This window comes from Micromonospora sp. WMMD1274 (genome assembly GCF_049179035.1).
Taxonomy (GTDB): domain Bacteria; phylum Actinomycetota; class Actinomycetes; order Mycobacteriales; family Micromonosporaceae; genus Micromonospora; species Micromonospora tulbaghiae.
Genome location: NZ_JBMHMG010000001.1, coordinates 2,382,267 through 2,402,353, shown reverse-complemented (window position 1 = coordinate 2,402,353; position 20,087 = coordinate 2,382,267). Strand labels below are relative to the sequence as shown.

At 73.4% G+C, this 20,087-nt stretch carries 25 protein-coding genes; 15 read left to right on the top strand and 10 right to left on the bottom strand.

Translation table 11 applies throughout. The features are described from left to right. The gene (mtfM, locus tag ACN27D_RS11035; RefSeq protein WP_013288813.1) at positions 1 to 105 is read left to right on the top strand and encodes a small membrane protein MtfM; all 105 of its coding nucleotides are present in this window, start codon (positions 1 to 3) and stop codon (positions 103 to 105) included. 115 nt (positions 106 to 220) lie between these two features. Next, entirely contained in the window at positions 221 to 808 is a 588-nt protein-coding gene (locus ACN27D_RS11030) for an FABP family protein (protein WP_121686553.1), read from the top strand. A 46-nt stretch (positions 809 to 854) separates the two neighbouring features. Here ACN27D_RS11030 and ACN27D_RS11025 read toward each other — a convergent pair whose 3' ends face one another. Continuing rightward, the gene (locus ACN27D_RS11025; RefSeq protein ID WP_421499053.1) at positions 855 to 1,736 is read right to left on the bottom strand and encodes an aminotransferase class IV; all 882 of its coding nucleotides are present in this window, start codon (positions 1,734 to 1,736) and stop codon (positions 855 to 857) included. Between the two features lie 92 nt (positions 1,737 to 1,828). On the opposite strand from ACN27D_RS11025, the gene ACN27D_RS11020 reads away from it, so the two are divergent. The 4 genes from ACN27D_RS11020 to ACN27D_RS11005 all read left to right on the top strand — a co-directional run bounded on the left by ACN27D_RS11020 (position 1,829) and on the right by ACN27D_RS11005 (position 5,351). Beyond that, on the top strand, positions 1,829 to 2,236 hold the full coding sequence (locus ACN27D_RS11020; RefSeq protein WP_120572924.1) for a Fur family transcriptional regulator: 408 nt from the start codon (positions 1,829 to 1,831) through the stop codon (positions 2,234 to 2,236). Continuing rightward, a complete protein-coding gene (locus tag ACN27D_RS11015; RefSeq protein WP_421499052.1) occupies positions 2,233 to 3,342 on the top strand; it encodes a YgfZ/GcvT domain-containing protein in 1,110 nt (369 codons plus the stop codon). Before ACN27D_RS11020 ends, ACN27D_RS11015 begins: the two co-directional genes overlap by 4 nt. A 112-nt stretch (positions 3,343 to 3,454) precedes the next feature. Continuing rightward, positions 3,455 to 4,297, top strand: a complete 843-nt coding sequence (locus tag ACN27D_RS11010; RefSeq protein ID WP_120572926.1) for a 3-keto-5-aminohexanoate cleavage protein — start codon at positions 3,455 to 3,457, stop codon at positions 4,295 to 4,297. A gap of 94 nt (positions 4,298 to 4,391) precedes the next feature. Then, positions 4,392 to 5,351, top strand: coding sequence for an asparaginase (locus ACN27D_RS11005; protein ID WP_421499051.1), 960 nt, complete (start codon positions 4,392 to 4,394; stop codon positions 5,349 to 5,351). A 120-nt stretch (positions 5,352 to 5,471) separates the two neighbouring features. Here the strand turns inward: ACN27D_RS11005 and ACN27D_RS11000 are convergent, their stop codons facing one another. Beyond that, entirely contained in the window at positions 5,472 to 6,269 is a 798-nt protein-coding gene (locus tag ACN27D_RS11000) for an alpha/beta fold hydrolase (protein ID WP_252448357.1), read from the bottom strand. Positions 6,270 to 6,382: 113 nt separating this feature from the next. Here ACN27D_RS11000 and ACN27D_RS10995 point away from each other — a divergent pair, with 113 nt between their 5' ends. From ACN27D_RS10995 to ACN27D_RS10975, 5 genes are all read left to right on the top strand, one after another. Then, entirely contained in the window at positions 6,383 to 6,991 is a 609-nt protein-coding gene (locus ACN27D_RS10995) for a helix-turn-helix domain-containing protein (RefSeq protein ID WP_120572928.1), read from the top strand. Beyond that, complete coding sequence (locus ACN27D_RS10990; RefSeq protein ID WP_357896366.1) at positions 6,988 to 7,743, top strand: hypothetical protein; 756 nt, start codon at positions 6,988 to 6,990, stop codon at positions 7,741 to 7,743. The genes ACN27D_RS10995 and ACN27D_RS10990 overlap by 4 nt, the downstream gene beginning before the upstream one ends. A 72-nt stretch (positions 7,744 to 7,815) precedes the next feature. After that, complete coding sequence (locus ACN27D_RS10985; RefSeq protein WP_013288803.1) at positions 7,816 to 8,130, top strand: DUF2516 family protein; 315 nt, start codon at positions 7,816 to 7,818, stop codon at positions 8,128 to 8,130. Further along, positions 8,127 to 9,014: an alpha/beta fold hydrolase gene (locus ACN27D_RS10980; protein WP_013475119.1), complete on the top strand. Its 888-nt coding sequence runs from the start codon at positions 8,127 to 8,129 to the stop codon at positions 9,012 to 9,014. The genes ACN27D_RS10985 and ACN27D_RS10980 overlap by 4 nt, the downstream gene beginning before the upstream one ends. 11 nt (positions 9,015 to 9,025) lie before the next feature. Beyond that, positions 9,026 to 9,763, top strand: coding sequence for an alanyl-tRNA editing protein (locus tag ACN27D_RS10975; RefSeq protein WP_064446700.1), 738 nt, complete (start codon positions 9,026 to 9,028; stop codon positions 9,761 to 9,763). A gap of 1 nt (position 9,764) precedes the next feature. On the opposite strand, the gene ACN27D_RS10970 is transcribed toward ACN27D_RS10975, so the two are convergent. Then, positions 9,765 to 10,364, bottom strand: coding sequence for a CGNR zinc finger domain-containing protein (locus ACN27D_RS10970; protein WP_121683317.1), 600 nt, complete (start codon positions 10,362 to 10,364; stop codon positions 9,765 to 9,767). 43 nt (positions 10,365 to 10,407) lie between these two features. Here ACN27D_RS10970 and ACN27D_RS10965 point away from each other — a divergent pair, with 43 nt between their 5' ends. Then, on the top strand, positions 10,408 to 10,857 hold the full coding sequence (locus ACN27D_RS10965; protein ID WP_358174231.1) for a VOC family protein: 450 nt from the start codon (positions 10,408 to 10,410) through the stop codon (positions 10,855 to 10,857). A 6-nt stretch (positions 10,858 to 10,863) separates the two neighbouring features. Here ACN27D_RS10965 and ACN27D_RS10960 read toward each other — a convergent pair whose 3' ends face one another. Beyond that, a complete protein-coding gene (locus ACN27D_RS10960) occupies positions 10,864 to 11,535 on the bottom strand; it encodes a DNA polymerase beta superfamily protein (RefSeq protein WP_421499050.1) in 672 nt (223 codons plus the stop codon). Between the two features lie 76 nt (positions 11,536 to 11,611). Between ACN27D_RS10960 and ACN27D_RS10955 the strand changes: the two genes are divergently transcribed. Then, complete coding sequence (locus ACN27D_RS10955) at positions 11,612 to 12,526, top strand: SDR family oxidoreductase (protein ID WP_357793100.1); 915 nt, start codon at positions 11,612 to 11,614, stop codon at positions 12,524 to 12,526. Here ACN27D_RS10955 and ACN27D_RS10950 read toward each other — a convergent pair. Beyond that, entirely contained in the window at positions 12,517 to 13,506 is a 990-nt protein-coding gene (locus tag ACN27D_RS10950) for a helix-turn-helix transcriptional regulator (RefSeq protein ID WP_350816878.1), read from the bottom strand. The two genes, ACN27D_RS10955 and ACN27D_RS10950, sit on opposite strands and share 10 nt — an antisense overlap. A 40-nt stretch (positions 13,507 to 13,546) precedes the next feature. Between ACN27D_RS10950 and ACN27D_RS10945 the strand changes: the two genes are divergently transcribed. Beyond that, positions 13,547 to 14,338: an EI24 domain-containing protein gene (locus ACN27D_RS10945; RefSeq protein WP_120572935.1), complete on the top strand. Its 792-nt coding sequence runs from the start codon at positions 13,547 to 13,549 to the stop codon at positions 14,336 to 14,338. 1 nt (position 14,339) lies between these two features. Beyond that, positions 14,340 to 14,858: an O-acetyl-ADP-ribose deacetylase gene (locus ACN27D_RS10940; protein ID WP_252448369.1), complete on the top strand. Its 519-nt coding sequence runs from the start codon at positions 14,340 to 14,342 to the stop codon at positions 14,856 to 14,858. Here ACN27D_RS10940 and ACN27D_RS10935 read toward each other — a convergent pair. The 5 genes from ACN27D_RS10935 to ACN27D_RS10915 all read right to left on the bottom strand — a co-directional run bounded on the left by ACN27D_RS10935 (position 14,851) and on the right by ACN27D_RS10915 (position 20,029). Further along, positions 14,851 to 15,756, bottom strand: a complete 906-nt coding sequence (locus tag ACN27D_RS10935) for a GNAT family N-acetyltransferase (protein WP_421499049.1) — start codon at positions 15,754 to 15,756, stop codon at positions 14,851 to 14,853. The genes ACN27D_RS10940 and ACN27D_RS10935 overlap by 8 nt on opposite strands. A 62-nt stretch (positions 15,757 to 15,818) precedes the next feature. Next, on the bottom strand, positions 15,819 to 16,826 hold the full coding sequence (locus ACN27D_RS10930) for a LacI family DNA-binding transcriptional regulator (protein WP_421499048.1): 1,008 nt from the start codon (positions 16,824 to 16,826) through the stop codon (positions 15,819 to 15,821). A 19-nt stretch (positions 16,827 to 16,845) separates the two neighbouring features. After that, positions 16,846 to 18,213 carry a GH1 family beta-glucosidase gene (locus ACN27D_RS10925; protein WP_421499047.1) on the bottom strand — a complete coding sequence of 456 codons (1,368 nt, stop codon included), beginning with the start codon at positions 18,211 to 18,213 and terminating at the stop codon, positions 16,846 to 16,848. Next, positions 18,210 to 19,043, bottom strand: coding sequence for a carbohydrate ABC transporter permease (locus ACN27D_RS10920; protein ID WP_121683310.1), 834 nt, complete (start codon positions 19,041 to 19,043; stop codon positions 18,210 to 18,212). Before ACN27D_RS10920 ends, ACN27D_RS10925 begins: the two co-directional genes overlap by 4 nt. Next, entirely contained in the window at positions 19,040 to 20,029 is a 990-nt protein-coding gene (locus ACN27D_RS10915) for a carbohydrate ABC transporter permease (RefSeq protein ID WP_121683309.1), read from the bottom strand. Before ACN27D_RS10915 ends, ACN27D_RS10920 begins: the two co-directional genes overlap by 4 nt. Between the last annotated feature and the right edge of the window lie 58 nt (positions 20,030 to 20,087).

Here is a 20,087-nt window from a genome sequence, read left to right as displayed (position 1 = left end):
ATGGTTACCGAGATCGGGTTCGTCAGCCTGCTGGTCGCCGGCCTGGGCGCGCTCGCCGGTGGCCTGGTCTATGTCGCAGTGCGAATCGCTAGAGGTAAATGGTGAGCGCGAGGAGTGAGCCGGTTTTGCGAGCCCCGCAGTCGCGAACGAAGGTGGCCCTGGTGAGCGCGAGGAGTGAGCCGGTTTTGCGAGCCCCGCAGTCGCGAACGAAGGTGAATCTGTGAGTGAGAATCCGCTTCAGCCGCCGTGGTTGAACGCGCCGCCGGTCGACCCGTACCCGTACGAGGAGAGCCACGACCTGCGCGTCGGCCCGAAGCTGCACCCGAGCCTGGACGGCCTGCTGCCGTACGTCGGGGTGTGGCGTGGCCGGGGCCGGGGTGGGTTCCCGACGATCGAGGACTTCGACTACGCGCAGGAGATCCGGATCAGCCACGACGGCCGGCCGTTCCTGTTCTACGAGTCGCGGGCCTGGATCCTGGACGAGCAGAGCCGCCCGGTCCGCCCCGCCGGCCGTGAGGTGGGCTGGTGGCGTCCGGTGCTCGACGGTGAGCGGGTGACCGACGAGCTGGAGGCGCTGATGACCACGCCGACCGGCGTGATGGAGCTGCACATCGGCAAGCGCAAGGGCACCCAGATCGAGTTCGCCACCGACGCGGTCGTGCGTACCGCGACGGCGAAGGAGGTCACCGCCGGCGCCCGGCTGTTCGGCATCGTCGAGGGCGCCCTGCTGTACGCCCAGGAGATGGCCGCCGTGGGCCAGCCCCTGAGCCCGCACCTCTCCGCCCGCCTCACCCGCGTAGCCGGCTGACCCCCCTTTTGCCTCGTCGATCATGAAGTTGGCGGCGACAAATCGGTCACCCGACGCCGCCAACTTCATGGTCAACGGGGTGGGGGTGGGGGAAGTTCAGGAGGGCCTGGATGTGGGGGGTCAGGGGGGAACCGGGACGAGGGGTTCCGTTCAGGGCCGTGATCTCGGCTACGCCGCGTAGGGAGCTGGTCAGCCAGATCGCCTCGGCCTCGTGCAGGTCGGTCACGGTGGGCAGGTGTTCGGCGGGGGTCAGGCCGAGCTCTGCCGCCCGTTCCAGCAGGTGGTTCGCGGTCACGCCGGGCAGGATGCCGGTCTGGGCCGCCGGGACCGTGGCGAGCGTCCCGCCGCTCAGCCACACCACGTTGGCGGTGGGCCCCTCCAGCACGTAGCCGTCGGTCGAGACCCAGAGCACGTCGTCCACGCCGGTCCGCTGCGCCCACCGCCGGGCGGCGGTGCTCAGCGCGTACGAGGTGGACTTCACGCCGCTCGGCAGCCACCCCAGCTCCGGGCGGGACCGGGCGGCCACCCCGAGCGGCAGCGTGGCCACGGTCACCCCGTCCCGCCGGGCCAGGCGGGCGGCCGCGGGCACCTCGCCGAGCGTCGCGTACACCGTGGGCGGCCCACCGCTCTCCGGCCCTCGCGTGCAGACCAGCCGCAACGCGCCCTCGGTCTGCGCGGGCCAGCCGGCGCAGACCGCGTCCAGCAGTTCGACGAGCGCGGCGTGCGGCGGCAACGGCAGGTCGATCGCCGCCGCACCGGCCCGCAACCGGGCCAGGTGGGCCTCGCGCAGCCAAGGGCGGCCGTCGCGCAGATGCATGGTCTCGAACAGGCCGTCGCCGTGCAGGACGCCCCGGTCGTCGCCGCGCAGCACCGGCTCACCGGCCGGCACGAGGCCCCGGCCGAGCACCGCCACCCGTGTCGTACCCATTGGCGCAGCGTAGTGGCGTACCCCCGGCGGCGGACCGGCTGGCGCGGCGGCCGAACTATGATCGAAGGGTGTCCGAATCCTCCCTCGCGGAAATGCTCCGCTCGCGCGGGCTGCGGCTGACGGCGCAGCGGCAGCTGGTGCTCCAGGCCGTCCTGGATCTGGGGCACGCCACCCCGGAGCAGGTGCACACCGCGGTCCGCGAGGTGGCGGCCGGAGTCAACATCACCACCATCTACCGCACGCTGGAGCTGCTGGAACGGCTCGGCCTGGTGACGCACACGCACCTGTCGCACGGTTCGCCGACCTACCACGCGGCCGGTGAGCACCAGCACGTCCACCTGGTGTGCCGGGAGTGCGGGGCGATCGACGAGATCGCCCCGGAGATGCTTCGCCCGCTCGCCGACCAACTGGACGAGCAGCGCGGGTTCAAGGTCGACATCGGGCATGTCGCGCTCTTCGGGGTCTGCGGCCGCTGCGCACAGAACGGGGAACCCACATGATCGACATCGCGGGCGCGGTGACCACCGACGCCATCGACGAGCAGACCCGGGACCAGCCGGAGCCGGCCCACCGGGCGGCCGGCGTCGGCCCGGTGGCCGCCCACTACGGCGACCCGATGCGCGAGCAGCGGCTCCTGGCCACCGGCGTGGGCCTGGTCGACCGGTCGCACCGGGGCGTGGTCGCGGTGCCCGGCGAGGAGCGGATCGGCTGGCTGCACACGCTCACCAGCCAGCACCTGGCCGCGCTGGCGCCGTGGCAGGGCACCGAGCTGCTGGTGCTCTCCCCGCACGGGCACGTCGAGCAGCACGCGATGGTCGCCGACGACGGCGAGACCACCTGGCTGGACACCGAGCCGGGGATGACCGAGGGCCTGCTGTCATACCTGGAGAAGATGCGCTTCTTCAGCAAGGTCGACCCGCGCGACGCCACCGCCGACCACGCGCTGCTGTCGCTGGTCGGGCCGGAGGCGGCCGGCGCGCTGGACACGCTCGGCGTCACCGGGCTGGCCGCTCCCGACGTGGTCGCGGTGCCGGGTCCGAAGTTCCGTTCCGGCGAGATGCCCGCGCGGCCCTCGGTGGTGTACGACGCCAAGCCGCTCCCGGTCGGCGGCTGGGCCCGGCGGGTGGCGCTCGGCGTCGACCTGCTCGTGCCCCGGGCGGCCATGGACGAGGTGGTGGCGGAGCTGCGCGGCGCCGGTGTGCCGGTGGCCGGGCTGTGGGCGTACGAGGCGATCCGGGTGGCCGCCAAGCGGGTCCGGGCCGGCGTGGACACCGACCACCGGACGATCCCGGCCGAGGTGGACCTGATCGCCCCGGCCGTGCACCTGGACAAGGGCTGCTACCGGGGGCAGGAGACGGTGGCCCGGGTGCACAACCTGGGCAAGCCGCCCCGCCGGCTCGTCCTGCTGCACCTCGACGGCGTGGCGAGCGACCAGCCGCCCGTCGCCGGTACGCCGGTGACGCTCGACGGCCGGACCGTCGGCTTCGTGGGCACCGCCGTGCAGCACTACGAGCTGGGTCAGGTGGCGCTCGCCGTCCTGAAGCGCAACACGCCCGACGACGCCCGCCTGCTCGTCGGCGACAGCGCCGCCGCGATCGACGCCTAAGGAAGGGAACCTCCCGGACGCCCTCGGTGGCGGAAGGATCCCTTCCTGATGCCGCTCGCACCGGAAATCCTCCGGTCGACCCGGTGCCGGGCACCGGTCTAGGATCCGGGGCATGACGACAGGGACGTTGATCACGGTTGCCCCCACCGGCGCGGAGTCGGCGAAGGCGGAGGTGCCGGCGCTGCCGGTGACGCTCGACGAGCTGCTGCTGACCGCCAAGGAGTGCGAGGCGCTCGGCGCCGCCGTGATCCACGTCCACATCCGCGACGACGACGCGCGGCCCACGCTCGACCAGGGGCGGCTGCGCGACACGGTGGCCGCGCTGCGGGAGAACACCGACCTGATCGTGCAGCTCTCCTCCGGCGGCGCGGTGACCGACCCGGAGTCCGCCCGGCTGGCGGTGCTCGACGCCGCGCCCGACATGGCCTCCTGCACCATGGGCACCGTCAACTTCGGCGACGACGTGTTCCTCAACCGGTGGGAGTTCATCGTCGACCTGCACACCCGGATGCAGGAGCGGGGTGTCGTCCCCGAGTACGAGATCTTCGACCTGGGTCACCTCACCGCGTTGCAGCGGCTGCTCGGCAAGTACGGCCTGCCGCACGGCGGGCACGTGCACGTCGACTTCGTGATGGGCGTGCCGGGCGGCATGCCGGGCACCACGGCCACGCTCGTGGCGGCCCAGCAGATGGTGCGCGACCTGCCCGAGGGCACAACGTTCTCGGCCACCGGCATCGGGCGCAGCACCATCCCGGTGATGCTGGCCTCGCTGTCGGCCGGCGGTCACCTGCGCGTCGGCATGGAGGACACGGTCACGTACGCCAAGGGGCGCCCGGTGGAGTCCAACATGCAGCTCGTCGCGCGGGCGGTCGGCTTCGCCCAGCTCGCCCAGCGTCCTCCGCTGACCACCGCCGAGGCTCGTACGCTGCTCGGCGTACCGGCCACCGCCCGGTAAGCGGCCCACCCGGCCACGACCCCGTACCGCCCCGGTCGACGTCGCAGGTCACCCCGCCGCCGACCGGGTCCGTCCCCTCGGTACGGTCCATACCGTGGGAAAAACGTACGAGGGCGGCGTGCCGCTCGCCCAGGTGGTCCGGTCCGGTTTCGTGGAGGGCGTCCACCGGGGTTCCGTGGTGGTGCTCGACGCAGCCGGTGAGCCGGTCGCCGGAGCCGGTGACGTCACCTCGCCGATCTTCCCCCGCTCGTCGAACAAGCCGATGCAGGCGATCGGGATGCTCCGGGCCGGGCTGCCGCTCAGCGACCCGGCCGACGTGGCGCTGGTCGCGGCCAGCCACGCGGGCGAGGAGTTCCACGTCGAGCGGGTCACCGCGCTGCTGCGCGACGCCGGCCTGACCGAGGACGCGTTGCACTGCCCGCCGGACCTGCCGTTCGGCGAGGCCGCCCGGGAGGCGGTGCTGCGGGCCGGCGGCGGACCGGCCCGGGTGCTGATGAACTGCTCCGGCAAGCACGCCGGCATGGTGCGCACCTGTCTGGCCGCGGGCTGGCCGCTGGACGGCTACTGGCGGCCCGAGCACCCGCTCCAGCAGTGTCTGACCGCCACGATCGAGGAGATCACGGGTGAGCGGGCGGCGGCGGTCGGGGTGGACGGCTGCGGCGCGCCGGTGCTCGCCGTCTCGCTGACCGGGCTGGCGCGGGCGTTCCTGCGAATGGTCAGCGCCGAGCCGGGCACCGTCGAGCGGACGGTGGCGGACGCGATGCGGGCGTACCCGGAACTGGTCGGCGGCACCCAGGCGGAGGACACGCGGCTGATGCGCGGCGTACCCGGTCTGCTCGCCAAGATCGGCGCGGAGGGCGTGATCGCGGCGGCGATCCCGGAGGTCGGCGCCGTGGCCCTGAAGATCGACGACGGCGCCGCCAGAGCCCGCACACCCGTCCTGACCTCAGCCCTGGCGCGCCTGAACGTGGGCGCCCCCATCCTCACCGAGTACGCCGAGCCACCCCTGCTGGGCGGCGGCCTCCCGGTAGGAGCCATCCACCCCACCTGGTAACCCCCGCCCCGCCACACCCCCCGGCGATCTTGCACTTACCGCCCCGGCAAAGCGCGTATTCCAGGCGTGCCGAGGGCCGCAACCGCAAGATCGCCGAGCAGGGGGCGCGGGGAGGGCGGGTCAGGGGAGGAAGGACAGGAGGGCGGTGTTGGTCTCGGTGGGGCGCTCCAGGGGGAGCAGGTGGGCCGCATCGGGGACGTCGGGGAGGCGTACGCCGTTCGGGGCCTCGTCGGCGATGCGGTCGGCCAGGCGGCGGATGTCGGCCAGGTCGTCGGCGCCGGTGCCGACGAGCACCGGTACGCGCAGCTCGCCCAGCCGGTCGATCGCCGGCGGGTCCAGCTCACCCACCTCGATCGCGCTCAGCGCCTGCTCGGCGGCGAGCGCCCGGCGGTCCATCTCCTCGGCGAACCGGATCAGCTCCGGGTCGACGTCCTCCGGGCGGCGGGTCGGGCCGACCACCCAGAACCGCACCTCGCCGGCGGCGGTGGCGGCGAAGTCCTCCGGGTCCACGTCACCGACCAGCTCGTCCCAGAGCTGCTCGGTCTCCTCGGACCACTCGTTGCCGGAGACGGGCGCGCCGAACAGCGCCAGCGCCGAGACCCGCTCCGGGTGGGCGAGCGCGGTGTCCACGGCGACCCGGCCGCCGAACGAGCAGCCGACGAGCGCGGCCCGCTCGATGCCCAGCGCGTCGAGCAGCCCGATCACGTCGTCGTGGTGGGCGAACGGCGCGGGCGGCAGCTCCGAGTCGCCGTAGCCGCGCAGGTCCAGCGCGATCACCCGGTGTCGCTGCGCGAGTGCCGGGATCTGCCCGCGCCACATCCGCCGGTCGGCGATGCCGGCGTGCAGCAACACCACGGCGGTTCCGGTGCCGCTCTCGTCGTACGCGAGCTGGGCGCCGTTGATATCGATCTTGGTCACGGGGGAGAACGGTACGGACCGGACATGGGCTCCGCAACCCACCTTCAGTGACCCTGCTAACTCTGGCTAGCGTTTTGCTTGCAGGAGTTAGCGGCCCGAGCTAGCGTTGAGTCATGGCCACCAGCAAGGACCTTCCCGATGTCGGCGGGTTCATTCGCGACCTGCGGCGCAACGCGAAGATCTCACTGCGCCAGCTCGCCGAGCAGGCGGGCGTCAGCAATCCCTACCTGAGCCAGATCGAGCGCGGGCTGCGCAAGCCGAGCGCCGAGGTGCTCCAGCAGCTCGCCAGCGCGCTGCGCGTCTCCACCCCGGCGATGTACCTGCGTGCCGGGCTGCTGGACGACAAGGAGGGTCAGGGCGTGCTCGCGGCGATCGCCGTCGACCCCGAGCTGACCATGGCCCAGAAGCAGTCGCTCACCCAGATCTACGAGACGTTCCGGCGCGAGAACGCCCGCCTGGCCGAGGCGACCGAGGCCGCCACCACGACGGAAGCGGCCACCACGGCCGAGACGGCCACCGCTCCGGAGGCCCCGGCCACCGTCGCGCCGGCCGCCACCGGTCCGGTGACGCCGGACGGCACCCCGACCGAGGCGGTCCTCGAATCCGTAGCCGTCACCGAAGCGGGCGGCGCGCCCGCCCCGACCACCGCCGCCCCTGAGCAGACGGCCGCCCGCCGGGCGGCCCGGAAGGCCGCCGGTGCGGCCGAGGAGGAGCAGTCATGACCACCCAGCCGAAGACCAACCGCATCCCCGCACCCCTCTACGCCGCCGCCGGCGCCGGTGAGCTGGCCCTGGAGCAGCTGCGCAAGCTGCCGACCGTGGTGACCGACCTCGGCGGCAAGGCCGTCGTCACCGGCTTCGAGCTGCGCCAGAAGGCCACCGAGACGCTGAAGACCGCCAACCAGACCGCCACCGGGCTGCGCGAGCGGGCCGTCGCCACCGACCTCGACCAGCTCCGCGAGGCCGCCAACCTGGAGAAGCTGCGCGAGGCGGCGAACCTGGACAAGCTCCGGGACGCCGCGAACCTGGACAAGCTCCGCGAGGCCGCCACCCGCAACGCCGCCGTCGTGGTGGCCGGTGCGTACGCCGCGCAGGAGCGCGCGCTGGCCGCGTACGCCGAGCTGGTCGCCCGCGGTGAGCGCGTGGTCGGCGCCGGCGTGCTGGAGGCAGCCGACACGGTGAACGCCGACATCGAGGCCACCGAGGCCACCGGCACCGACGTGACCCCGAAGGCCGACACCGCCCCGAAGACCGAGGTGGCCCCGAAGCCGGAGACCGCCGCCGCGACGACCGAGGTGCCCACCCCGGCCGAGGTGGCCGAGGCGGTGGCCGCCAAGCCGGCCGCGGTGAAGCGGACCCGCGCCACCAAGGCGACCGCCACCAAGGCCGCCACGAAGACGGCCGCCGCCAAGCCGGCCACCCCGTCGGCGAAGCTGCCGAAGACCACGAAGCGGACCCGCCCGGCCGCTGAGTGACCCGAAGCTCCACCGGGACCCCGGACAACGTCTTGTCGGACGTTTCCGGGGTCTCGGCATAAGCTTGCCCCCATGGCCATCGCCGCGCCGATCTTCGCGTTCGCAGTCCAAGACGTGATCCAGCTGATCCTGCTCGTCTTCGCCCTGGTCGTACAGGGAGTGGCGCTGGTGCACGCGGTCACCCAGCGCGGCGACGGTTTCGCCGCGCTCGGCACGCTGCCCAAGGGCGGCTGGGTCGCCATCCTGGCGGTCTGCCTGCTGCTGACCCTGCTCGGCTTCGGCCCGATCAGCCTGTTCGGACTGATCGGCATCGCGGCCGGTCTCATCTACCTGCTCGACGTGCGGCCCGGCCTGCGGGACCTGCACGACGGCCGAGGGTCCTGGTGAGAGGTTTCCGCTGGCCTCCGCCACCGGACGGCGGTCCCCGCACCTGGGGGCCCGGCCCCGGCGCGCCCCGCACCGGGCGTCCCGCGTTGCCGGAGCCGGAGACGGAGCTGGTCGCCACCCCGCACGGGGTGAGCCTGGAACGGCTGGTCACCGGCACCGGTGACCCGGTCACCGTGTTCGCGCACGGGCTCGGGAGCGGCATCGCCACCACCCGCCCGTTCGGCAGCGGCGTCACCGGGCGGCGCGTCTTCTTCCAGTTCCGCGGGCACGGCCGCTCCGACTCCCCGCCCGGGCCGTGGAGCTACCTGGACCTCGCCCGTGACCTGCGCGCGATGGCGGACCTGAGCGGCGCGACCCGGGCGTTCGGCGCCAGCCTCGGCGCGGGCGCGCTCTGCCGGCTGCTCGCGGAGAGCCCGGAACGCTTCGAGAAACTCGTCTTCTTCCTGCCCGCCGTGCTGGACACGCCGCGCGGCGAGGCGGCGCGCGCCCGGCTCACCGGCCTGCTCGACGCGGTGGCCGAGGGCGACGCGTCGGCGCTGGCCGACGCGGTGTCGCTGGAGCTGCCGCCGTCGGTGCGCAACACCCCGGCCGGCTGGGCGTACCTGCGGCAGCGGCTCGACCAGCTGCTGCGCGACGGGCTCGCGCCGGGGCTGGCCGACCTGCCCGCCCAGGCCCCGCTCGACGACGCCGGGTCGCTCGCCGCGGTCACCGCGCCGGCGCTGGTCATCGCCGCCGCCGAGGACGACCTGCACCCGGTCGCCGTCGCCGAACGGCTCGCCGCCGCGCTCCCGAACGCCACACTTCACGTGTACGACCGGCCCGGCGTGCTCTGGACCGAGCGCGCCGACCTGCGGGAGCGCGTCTCGGAGTTCCTGAACGGGTAACGTCGCCGTCCATGGGCGTCACACACCACGGCCGTACGCACCGGCTCGACCTCGCCGACCCGACCCTGCGCGAGTGGACCTGCCGGGTGCTGGCGGCCGATCCCGAGCAGGGCATCGTGCTGGACCGGTCCGCGTTCTACCCCGGTGGCGGCGGGCAGCCGCCGGATCACGGGGTGCTGCTCTGGCAGGGCGTACAGACCCGGATCGTCGGCACCCGCAAGGGCGACGACCTGTGGTTGATCCCGGCCGAGGGCGACCCGGTGCCGCCGGTCGGCACCGAGGTGGTCGGCGCGGTGGAGGACGCCCGCCGGACCATGCTGATGCGTACCCACTCCGGGCTGCACGTGCTCTGCGGCGTGGTGTTCCGCGACTTCGGCGCGCTCGTCACCGGCGGCAACATGGAGCCGGGTGAGGCGCGGATGGACTTCAACCTCCCCGAGGTGCCGCCGGACTTCAAGGCCCGCATCGAGGAGCTGGTGAACGCCGAGGTGGCCGCCGACCGGTCGGTGGCCGTACGGGTGCTGCCGCGCGCCGAGGCGCTCGCCCTGCCGGACATCATCCGTACCCAGTCGAACCTGATCCCGCCGGAGGAGCAGGAGGTGCGGATCGTCGACATCGTGGGGCTGGACGTGCAGGCCGACGGCGGCACGCACGTCGCGTCCACCGCCCAGATCGGCAAGGTCCAGGTGGTCAAGGTGGAGAGCAAGGGCCGGGCCAACCGCCGGGTGCGCGTGCGCCTGGCGGACTGAGTCACCCGGGCGCGCGCCGGGACCGCAGCGCGCGTGCCTTCTGCCGGTTGCCGCAGCGTTCCATCGCGCACCAGCGGCGCTGCCCCGGCCGCGACGTGTCCACGAAGACCAGTTGGCAGTCGTGTGCGCCGCACTCCCGGATCCGGGCCGCGTAGGGGCCGGTGAGCAGGTCGACCGCGTCCCGGGCGAACGTCGCGACCACCTGCGCGCCGGTCAGCGGCGTACGCCAGGACCGGCCGCCGTCGGGGCCGGCCTGCGGGATCAGCGGCAGCCCGGCCGCGGCGTCGTTCACCACCGCCAGGTCCGCGGCCGGTGGGGTCTCGTCGCGGGTACGCGCCTGCGCCACCCGCCAGAGCGCGTCGCGCAGTCGACGGGCGGCAGCCAGGTCGTCCGCGTCGACGATGACGGCGGCGGGGTCCAGCCGCAGCCGGGACGCGGCCAGCCAGCCCGCCAGGTCGTCCGGGCGGTGCAGCACCTCGTAGCGGGCGAACGCGCCCGGACCGCCGGTGGTCAGCAGTTCCAGGCAGAGCGCGCCCGGGTCGAAGCGGTACCGGGTGCCTTCGGGACTGATCAGGGTGAGTCCGCTTGCGCCGTTCGTCACGTAACCACTATAACTGGTTACACCAACCGACCACGGAGGACACATGGCCCGGGAGTGGAAACTCGTCATCGACTGTGCCGACCCGATCGGGCTGGCCCGCTTCTGGGCCGAGGCGCTCGGCTACCAGGTCGAGGACAACAGCGTGCTGATCGAGCGGCTGGCCGCCGCCGGTGCGGTGCCGCCGGAGGCGTACGTCGAGGTGGACGGCCGCAAGGCGTGGCGCGAACTGGCGGCGGTGCGCCACCCGGACGACCCGGTCGACCCGGCCAGCGGCACCGGGCTGGGCCGGCGGTTCCTGTTCCAGGCCGTTCCCGAGCCCAAGCGGGTCAAGAACCGCCTCCACGTCGACCTGCACGTCGGCCCGGAGGGGCGGGCGGCCGAGGTGAAGCGGCTGACCGCGCTCGGCGCCACGGTGCTGGCCGAGGTCGCCGACCGGGGCAGCGAGCACACCACGATGGCCGACCCGGAGGGCAACGAGTTCGACGTGCAGTGACCCCGCTCAGCGCGGCAGGTGGGCCGCCCGGACGGCGAGCAGCCAGCGTTCCACGGTCTCCTCGTCCGGGCGTTCCGGCAGCGGCGAGCGGGTCCGGTCGAACTCCGCCTCGGCGGTCGTCACCAGGGCCTGCGCCTCGTCCAGCGCGCCACCGGCGACCCGCTCGCCGAACGCGTGGAACCACTCCGGGTCGGCGAGGCGGATCTCCAGTACGCCCGTCGCGTACAGCGTCCGGCCCTGGTGCAGCAGCCGGGCCAGGTGCCGGGCGTGCTTCGCCGAGCGTCGCCGCCCGCCGACATCGGCGCTCCGGCTGGCGAGCTTGCGGAACTGCTGCGAGGCGTACCCGAGGTACGCGTCGCGGACCCGCGGCGCGCTGAGGAACGCCGACCGGATGGCGATCAGCTCCTCGCCGAACCCGGTGCGGGTCTCGTAGCAGTCGTCGGGCAGCCACATCAGCTCGGTGGCGGTCGGGTTGCCGCTCAGCGCCAGCAGCGCGTACTTGCGCGCCTCGTGCAGCGTGACGTCCGGCTCGGTGGTCACGACCGACTCGCGGGGCGGGCGCAGGCCGTGGAACGCGACTGTGGGCGCGGCGAACACGCCGATCCGGTCGGTGTCCGAGCCGGGGCCGGCCAGCCCGTACGCGACCGAGCCGACGATCCCGGACAGCAGCAGGTGCATACCGGTGATGATCGCCCATCCGGGTCTGGAGGAAAACCGGACTTCCACTGTCAGGTATCGGTGACACGGTGATCCCATGAACTCACCACTGACCGGAACTGTCGCGCTCGTCGCGGGCGCGACCCGGGGCGCCGGCCGGCAGATCGCCGTGCAGCTCGGCGCCGCCGGGGCCACCGTCTACGCCACCGGCCGCACCACCCGCGAGCGCCGCTCCGAGATGGACCGGCCGGAGACCATCGAGGAGACCGCCGAGCTGGTCACCGCCGCCGGGGGCACCGGCATCGCCGTCGCTGTCGACCACCTCGACCCCGAGCAGGTACGCGGCCTGGTCGAGCGGATCGACGCCGAGCAGGGCCGCCTCGACGTGCTGGTGAACGACGTCTGGGGCGGCGATCCGCTGATCACCTGGGAGAAGCCGGTCTGGGAGCAGCCGCTCGACGCCGGTTTCCGCATGCTGCGGCTGGCCGTCGACACGCACATCATCACCAGCCACTTCGCGTTGCCGCTGCTGATCCGCAACCCGGGCGGCCTGGTCGTCGAGATCGGCGACGGCACCAAGGAGCACAACGACAGCGAGTACCGCCTGTCGGTCTTCTACGACCTGGCGAAGGTGTCGGTGAACCGGCTCGGCTTCAGCCAGGCGCACGAGCTGGCCCCGCACGGCTGCACCGCCGTCTCGCTCACGCCCGGCTGGCTGCGCTCGGAGGCGATGCTCGAACACTACGGCGTCACCGAGGCCACCTGGCGCGACGCCGCGAAGACCGAGCCGCACTTCGTCATGTCGGAGACGCCGGCGCTCGTCGGGCGCGCGGTGGCGGCCCTGGCCGCCGACCCGGACCGGGCCCGCTGGAACGGGCAGTCCCTCGACAGCGGCGGCCTGGCCCAGGTGTACGGCTTCACCGACGTCGACGGCAGCCGCCCGCACTGGGCCCGCTACTACGAGGAGGTGGTCAAGCCGGGCAAGCCGGCCGACCCCGACGGCTACCGCTGACCCGACGGCGGATCGGTGTAGAGCGCCGCCGCCCTGCGGGCCGCCTCGGCGAAGCGGGCCCGCAGTTGCGGCGGCGCCAGCACCTCCACCTCCGGGCCGAGCGCCAGCAACTGGGTGTACGCGACGTCCACCGACTCGACCGGCAGGCGCAGCACCAGCCGGCCCTGCTCGTCCGGCGGCCCGGCCGCGTCCACCGCCTCGGTGTGGACGAACGGCGCGTCCACCAGGTGCCGCAGCGCCCGCAACCCCGCCGGGCTCAGCCGCACGGTGACCCGCTCCCGCAGCAGCTCACGCAGGAACGCGCCGGCCTGCTCCCGCCAGTACGCCCCGAGGTCGAAGTCCTCGTCCCGGTCGAAGCCGTCGGCGCCCACCTCGACCGCCACCACCCGGTCCACCCGGTACGTCCGCCAGGCGTCGCCGACCCGGCCGACCAGGTACCAGACCCCGTTCTTCAGCACCAGCCCGTACGGCGCCAGCGTGCGAGTCACCTCCCGGTCCCCGCGCCGGTAGCGCAGCTCGACCATCAGGTCCCGCCAGACCGCCCGGGCCAGCTCCGCGAGTGCCGGCGGCGGCGGGGTCTCCCGGAACCAGCCGGGCACGTCCAGGTGGAACCGCTGCCCGGTACGCGCGGGCGCGTCCCGCAGGCTCGGCGGCAGCGCGGCGAGCACCTTCAACTCGGCGGCGGCCACCGAGTCGGCCAGTCCCATGTCCCCGGCCGGTCCGGGCAGCCCGGCCAGGAACAGCGCCTCGGCCTCGTCCCGGCTCAACCCGGTCAACCGGGTCCGGTAGCCGCCGAGCAGCCGGTAGCCGCCGGCCCGGCCCCGGTCCGCGTACACCGGGACACCGGCGGCGGAGAGCGCCAGCACGTCCCGGTAGACGGTCCGCTCGGACACCTCCAGCTCGCGGGCCAGCTCGGCGGCGGTCATCGTCTCCCGGGACTGGAGCAGCAGCACAAGCGAGATCAGCCGGGACGCACGCACAGGCCCATTGTGGTGCACCGGGAGATTAGGCTGTGCCGTCGTGAACGCCTCCCGTACCGTCGCGCCGGTCACCGGCGCGGCCACCCGCTTCCTCGGCGGCGCCGGGCTGCTGCTGCGCGGCTTCGGCATGTACGTCCGCAGCCCCAAACTGATGCTGCTCGGCGTGATCCCGGCGCTGATCACCGGCGCGCTCTACGTGGCCCTGTTCGCCACGCTGCTCTACTTCGTGGACGACCTGGCGGGCTGGCTCACCCCGTTCGCCGACGACTGGTCGTCGCCCTGGCGCGGGCTGCTGCGGGTCGCCGCCGGGCTGGCGGTGGTCGGGGTCGCCGGGCTGGTCGGTGTGCTCACGTTCACCGCCGTCACGCTGGTCATCGGTGACCCGTTCTACGAGGCGATCTCCGAGCGGGTCGAGAACCGGCTCGGCGGCACCCCTGGCGCGGTCGACGTGCCGTTCTGGTCCTCGCTTCGGCGCAGCCTCGCCGACTCGCTGCGCCTGGTGGCGCTGTCCGCGCTGATCGGCGTACCCCTGTTCGCGGCCGGTTTCATCCCGGTGGTGGGGCAGACGGTGGTCCCGGTGGTCGGTGCCCTGGTGGGTGGCTGGTTCCTGGCGCTGGAGCTGGTCGGCGCGCCGTTCTACCGGCGGGGGATGCGGCTGCCGGACCGGCGGGCCCGGCTGCGGACCGACCGCCCGACGGCGCTCGGTTTCGGGGTGGCGGTCTTCCTGTGCTTCCTGATCCCGCTCGGCGCGGTGCTGGTCATGCCGGCCGCCGTCGCCGGGGCCGCGCTGCTGGCCCGCCGGTCGCTGGGCCAGCCGATCGAGGAGAGCTGAGATGGACACCGTCCTGATCGAGGGGGACATCACCGCGCAGCAGGTCGACGCCATAGTCAACGCCGCCAACTCGTCGCTGCTCGGCGGCGGGGGAGTGGACGGCGCGATCCACCGGCGCGGCGGCCCGGCGATCCTGGAGGAGTGCCGGGCGCTGCGCGCCTCCCGCTACGGGCGCGGGCTGCCCACCGGCCAGGCCGTCGCCACCACCGCCGGCAACCTGCCCGCCCGCTGGGTGGTGCACACGGTCGGGCCGGTCTTCTCGCCGCGCGAGGACCGCTCGGCGCTGCTGCGCGACTGCTACGCCAACAGCCTGCGGGTCGCCGACGGGCTGGGCGCGACCCGGATCGCGTTCCCGCTGATCTCCGCCGGGATCTACGGCTGGCCGGTCGAGGACGCGGTGGCGCAGGCGCTGACAGTGCTGCACGCGGCCACCCCGGCGCACGTCACCGAGGCCCGGCTGGTGCTGTTCGGCGCGGACACGTACGCCACAGCGGTGCGGGTGGCAGCCGGGCTCACGTGAGTTTGCGCCGGCACGACCACTGGCTGTCCACCGGCCGGTAGCCGAGCCGCTCGTTCACCGCCAGCATCGGCGCGTTCGCCTCGTCGTTCGAGGTGTACGCGGTGCGTACCCCACGCGCGGCGGCGGTGTGCAGGGCGGCCTGCTTGGCCAGCCGGGCCAGCCCTCGCCCCCGGTACGCGGGCAGCGTGCCGGTGAAGTCCGACCACATCCGGTCGCCGTCGCGCTTCACCAGGCTGAGCGCGACCAGTTCGCCGTCCACCTCGGCGAGCGTGCTGGCCTCTCGGTCCAGCCCTGGGTTGTCCCAGCACTCGTGCCGCCACAGGTCGAAGTCGAGCGAGTCCGTGGGCACGTCGCCCGGCTCGTCCCGGGACGCCTCGGCGTCGACCCGGTGCACCAGGCGCGGGTCGAGCCCGGCGGCGGACACCAGCCGTACGCCCGGCGGCGCCTGCGGCATCGGCGGGGCGGTGGTCAGGTCCAGTGCCGAGTAACGCAGCTCCCGGCTGGGCGTGAAGCCGTGCCGCTGCGCGAACGGCAGCGACTCGGTACGCGCATGGGTCAGCACCCGGGTGGACCCGAGCGCCCGCAGGTGACCGAACGCGGCGTCGAACAGCGCGGTGCCGGTGCCCCGGCCGCGGTGCTCCGGGTGGACGTGCAGCAGGGCGATCTCGCCCACGCCGGGCGTCGAGGTCTGCGTGTTGCGGTACGCCGACACCCAGCCGATCACCTGCCCGTCCGCCTCGGCGACCCAGGCCGACCAGTCCTCGCCGGCCGGCGGGTCGGCGATCATGCGGCGGGTCGACTCGACGCCGCGCACCAGGTACGGGTAGACGAGCGCGCGCAACGCCACCACGGCGGGCGCGTCGTCGGGGCGGGCGGGACGGATCTCGGCTCCACTCATTCGGCGGACCCTAGACCCGTCGCCGCCCGCGCCGCGACCGGATAACCAGCGCGACCGGATGATCAGGCGGACTCGCGCAGCACCAGCTCGGTCGGCAGCACCAGCGCCTGCTCGACCTGCTCGCCCGCGGCGATCCGCAGCAGTTGCCGGGTCATCGAACGGCCCAGCTCCACTATCGGCTGCCGCACCGTCGTCAGCGGCGGCTCGGTGTACGCGGCCGTCTCGATGTCGTCGAACCCGATCACCGCCACGTCCTCGGGCACCCGCCGCCCCTCCTCGCGCAGGGCGCGCAGCGCGGCGTGCGCCATTAGGTCGGAGGCGGCGAACACGGCGTCCAGTTCCGGGTCGGCGGCGAGCAGCTCGCGCATCGCGGCGGTGCCGGACTCCCGGGTGAAGTCGCCGTACGCGACCAGCTCCGGCAGCCCGGCGTCGGTGATCGCGCTGCGGTAGCCGATCAGCCGCTCGATCCCGGCGACCATGTCCTGCGGCCCGGCGATGGTGGCGATCCGCCGCCGCCCGCTCGCGATCAGGTGCTGGACGGCTGTGCTCACGCCGCCTTCGTGGTCGACGTCCACGTACGGCACGTCGGCGCCGTCGAGCGGCCGCCCGCTGCACACCACCGGGATGCCGAGGCGGGCCAGCCGGCCGGGCAGCGGGTCCTCGCCGTGCAGCGAGGCGAACAGCACCCCGTCGACGTGCCGGCCGGTGGTGTACCGCTCGACCCGTTCGTGCCCGGCCGGCGAACCGGCGAGCATCAGCACGAGCTGCTTGTCCGCCGCCTCCAGCTCCTGCGCCGCGCCCCGGATGATGCCCGGGAACACCTGGTCGTCGGAGAAGACCCGGGTGGCCGCCTCGGGCAGCACCAGCGCGACCGAGTCGGTCCGCTGGGTGACCAGGCTGCGGGCGGCGAGGTTCGGGACGTACCCGAGTTCCTCGACCGCCCGGCGTACCGCCTGCCGGATCGGCTCCGCGACTGTGGTCGAGCCGTTCACCACCCGGGAGACGGTGGCCCGGGACACGCCGGCCAGCCGGGCCACCGCCTCCAGGGTCGGTCGCTGTGCCGTCGTCATCCCCGTAACCACCACCTCGTCACAGCCCGTTCCGGGCGATCACCTCCTGGTACCAGCGGGCGCTGCGCTTTGGTGTGCGCCGCTGGGTCAGGTAGTCGACGTGGACGATCCCGAACCGCTTCCGGTAACCCTCGGCCCATTCGAAGTTGTCCAGCACCGACCATACGAGATAACCGCGCAGGTCCACGCCGCGGGCGATCGCTTCGTGCGCGGCGCGCAGGTGCCCGTCGAGGTAGGCGACCCGGTCGGCGTCGGCCACCTCACCCCGCTCGTCGAGCCCGGTGTCCGGGAACGCCCCGCCGTTCTCGGTGATCATCAACGGCAGCCCGGGGTGGTCGGCCGCCACGCGTTCGAGCAGCCGGGTCAGCCCGGCCGGCTCGATCGACCAGCCCATGTCGGTCAGCGGCCCGGCCGGCGGCAGGAACTCGACCGCCCCGGCGGTGCCCGGGTACGCGCCGCCTCCCGCGCCGTCGGCCCGCCCGGCCACGTAGGTGGGCGCGTAGTAGTTCAGGCCGAGCAGGTCCAGCGGCGCGGCGATCAGCTTCTCGTCCCCGTCCCTGACGAAGTCCGGCGTGACCATCCGGCTGACGTGGGCCAGCACGTCCGCCGGGTAGCCGCCGCCGGTCAGCGGGTCCAGGAAGATCCGGTTGTGCAGGCCGTCGACCAGCCGGACCGCCTCGGCGTCGGCGGCGCTGCCCGCGTCCGCCGGCTGCACGTCGGCCAGGTTGAGCGTGATCCCGAGCGTCTCCACGCCGGCCGCGCGCAACGCCCGCGCCGCCAGGCCGTGGCCGAGCAGCAGATGGTGTACGGCCCGGAACGCGTCACCGGAGTCACGGCGCCCCGGCGCGTGCACGCCGGAGCCGTACCCGAGGTAGGCCGAGCACCACGGTTCGTTGAGCGTGGTCCAGGTGCGGACCCGGTCGCCGAGGCGGCCGTGCACGGCGAGCGCGTACTCGGCGAAGTGCTCGGCGGTCTCCCGGACCGCCCACCCGCCCCGGTCCTCCAGCGCCTGCGGCAGGTCCCAGTGGTAGAGCGTGACGATCGGGTCGATGCCGGCGGCCAGCAGCGCGTCGGTCAGCCGGTCGTAGAAGTCCAGGCCGCGCGGCTCGACCGGCCCGGTGCCGTCCGGCCGCACCCGGGGCCAGGACACCGAGAACCGGTACGCCCGCAGCCCCAGCTCGGCCATCAGCGCGACGTCCTGCGCGTACCGGTGGTAGTGGTCGCAGGCCACGTCGCCGGTGTGTCCCTGGAACACCGCGCCGGGCGTACGGCTGAAGGTGTCCCAGATCGACGGACCGCGACCGTCGTCGCGGGCGGCGCCCTCGATCTGGTACGCGGCGGTGGCTCCGCCCCAGACGAAGCCCTCCGGGAATCGGACGTTGCTCATGCCTTGACCGCACCTTCCATGATGCCGCCGATGATCTGGCGGCCGAAGACGACGAACACCAGCAGCAGCGGCAGCGTGGCGATGGCCGTGCCGGTGAACACCTGCGACATGTCCTGGTAGTACCCGTCGGAGAGGGCCCGCAGCGACAGCTGCACCGTCGGGTTCTCCGGGTCGTTCAGCACCGCGTACGGCCACAGGAAGTCGTTCCAGGTGGTCATGAACGTGAGCAGGCCGAGGACGGCGGCGGCCGGGCGCAGCGCGGGCAGCACCACGTTCCAGTAGATCCGCGCGGTGTTGCACCCGTCCATCCGGGCCGCCTCGATCAGCTCGGTGCTGACCGCCTGGCCGGCGTACTGGCGCATCATGAACACGCCGAAGCCGGTGACCAGCGCCGGCACGATCACGGCGGGCAGCCGGTCGTTCCAGTTGAGCTTCGTCATCAGCAGGTAGAGCGGGATCACGCCGAGCTGGGTGGGGACCATCATGGTGGCGACGATGACCAGCAGCAGCGCGTTGCGCCCGCGGAAGCGCAGCTTGGCGAACGCGAACCCGGCCAGCGTGGAGAAGAACACCACCGAGATCGTCACCGTGGTGGCCACGATGGCCGAGTTGATCAGGCCGGTCAGGAAGTACGCGTCGGTGTTGTCGAACAGCCGGGCGATGTTGGCGCCGAGGTTGCCGCCGGGCGTGAGCGGCGGCGGGACCTGGCCCATCGTGTCGCTGGTCCGGCTGGCCACCACGAACATCCAGTAGATCGGGAAGATCGACAGGACGGCCGAGAGCGTCAGCGCCAGGTAGGTGAGCCGGCTTGCCGACCAGAGGCGGGTCATCGGGAGACCTCCTTGCGGGAGCCGCCGCCGAGCCGGCGCAGGAGCAGGACGTTGATCGCCGCGACCACCGCGATGAGCGCGAACAGCAGCCAGGCGACTGCCGAGCCGTAGCCGAAGTTGTAGTGCGGCGCGAAGGCGTTCTCGAACATGTACATGGTCACCGTCTGCGACTCCCGCAGCGGTCCGCCGCGGATCGCGTTGGTGCCGGAGTTGAACATCCGCGGCTCGGTGAAGAGCTGGAGGCCGCCGATGGTCGAGATGATGACCGCGAAGATGATCGTCGGCTTGAGCAGCGGCACCGTGATGGACCAGAACTGCCGGGCCCGGCCGGCGCCGTCGATCGCCGCCGACTCGTACAGGTCGCGGGGGATGGCCTGCATGGCGGCCAGGAAGATCAGCGCGTTGTAGCCGGTCCAGCGCCAGTCGACCATGGTGGAGATGGCGACCCAGGCGGCGAACCGGTTCGCCTTCCAGTCGATCGCGCTGATCCCGACGTGGTCGAGCAGCCAGTTGATCATGCCGAACTCGCGGCCGAACAGCACCGCGAACACGATCGCCACGGCGGCGGTCGAGGTGACGTTCGGGATCAGCACCGCCATCCGCCAGGTGGTACGGGCGCGAAGCTGCCGGTTGAGCAGGTTGGCCAGCCAGAGCGCGGCCAGCAACTGGGGGACCGTGGAGATCACGAAGATGCCCAGCGTGTTGACCACCGAGTGCCAGAAGTCGGAGTCGGCGAGCAGCTGGGTGTAGTTGTCGAAGCCGATGAACGGGTGCTCGGCGCCGAGCAGGTCCCAGTCGTGCAGCGAGACCCAGAACGTGTACGCCAGCGGGTACGCCCCGAAGACGCCGAACAGCAGGAAGAACGGGGCGATGAACAGGTACGGCGAGTACCTGGTGTCGATCCGGCTGAGCCGGTTGCCCAGTCCGGGACGGGTGGGGCGGGGCGCCGGTGCGACCGGCGGGCGGGCGTCGAGCTGGACGGCCATGACCCGGGACTCCTTTCCGCCGTGCGGGCGGCCCCCGTGGCCGGGTGGCCGCCCGCAC